The sequence below is a fragment of the Treponema sp. R6D11 genome (assembly GCF_054786075.1).
Genome location: NZ_BDHD01000336.1, coordinates 1 through 1376 on the forward strand (window position 1 = coordinate 1; position 1376 = coordinate 1376).

The 1376-nt window shown below is 52.4% G+C and carries 1 protein-coding gene; it reads left to right on the forward strand.

What is annotated here, in order from left to right; translation table 11 throughout:
• Nucleotides 1-93: 93 nt before the first annotated feature.
• The coding region (locus ACYVTD_RS12875; RefSeq protein WP_461248144.1) for a hypothetical protein at nucleotides 94-1376 on the forward strand (1283 nt) is incomplete at its 3' end.

A 1376-nucleotide genomic window follows, 5' to 3' on the forward strand; every position in this document is an offset into this window, starting at 1 on the left:
TTCCAAAAATTTACAAATTATGGCGGGGTAGGGGCGTTTCAAATGGGAGAGGACGTGGTTCCCGTTTCCATACAGGTTTGGCGGGGCGGGATTATGGAAACAAATTTTCCTTGTAACCAGTCTGCCGGGGAGTTAACGCTTACCGGGCCTGCCGGCGCGAACGAATTAATTCGAATAACATACCTTAAACGCAACGAAGAAACCCGCCTTGGAAGCATCGCCTCCGGTATCGGGGTCACATATCAAAAAGAGGGAAGCCCGTTCTCGGCGCAGGCGGCGGTCGGCGTCCGCTGGAATTTGACGGAGTCTGCGTTTACCGAAGAAGGCTCCTCAAGCCCCGGCACCGTGGGCGTAAGCGCGAAAACGGCTTGGGATTACGACGACTTAAAGGCGCAGATAACCGCCGGTTTCGCCCTTGATCAAAAAGATACGACCGGCCTTTACAGGGCGGCGGGCATGGAAGGGCACGAGACCGTATTGTCCCTGCCGCCTGAAACCTCGTTTTTATCAAATCCGCCGGTTTCAGCCGCTGTTTCAGGTTTGTCATACGAAAACCGCGCGGAACTTGTCTACAGAAATTACTACAGAAACGGCGTTACGGGCTCCACGTTAATGTCCGCGGGCTGGAGCGGGGCGAACGTTATTTCGGGGATTAACAGGCCTTATCCGGTAAAAGATCCGCAGATTAACGACGCGCAGTCGTTGGCTATGGAGTTTACCCTTAACGATTCTGCAAATTGGACTGGCTTTCAGGTTCCGCTAGATTATGACGCGAGTATTGTTTCCCGCGCCGCAGAAATAGAAATCCCTTTCAGGCTTTACGGTTTTAATTCAAGCTCTGTTTCAAATTTTAAGTTGATTGTCCAAATCGGCTCGCTTTCCGGGGCGGATTTCGCGTACGATGAAAATCCGTCGCTTGTTTGGGAGAAGACGCTTTTTCAAGACGGCGCGGCGGGGATAGACGGCAGGTTTAGGATGGGGCGTATTACGGTAACGGAGGCGGAAAGAATAAAACTTGCCGACGCGAAATATTTGCGGCTGATAGCGGTTTTTGACGGTATAGGGGAAGAATTAACGGGCGCCGTCATTCTTTCCCCGCCGATAGTCCGGGGCGCGGCGTTCAGGCCGGTAACTTATGACGGAAATTCAATAAGCGGGACAGAAGGTTTCTTTTCCTCCGCAAACAGGGTAACGGCGGTTGAAACGGTTGATTCAGGCCCTATTCTGGAGGCGGCATACGGCGATACGATAAAAAGACTCCACCCTGATGACGTAAGACAGCGAGTGTTAAGGGTGGACTGGGAAAATATGGAGCCAGGAATTTCCGCCGGAATTGACGGAAGGATAGGGGAACTGCCGTTAGCCGATTACCGCAC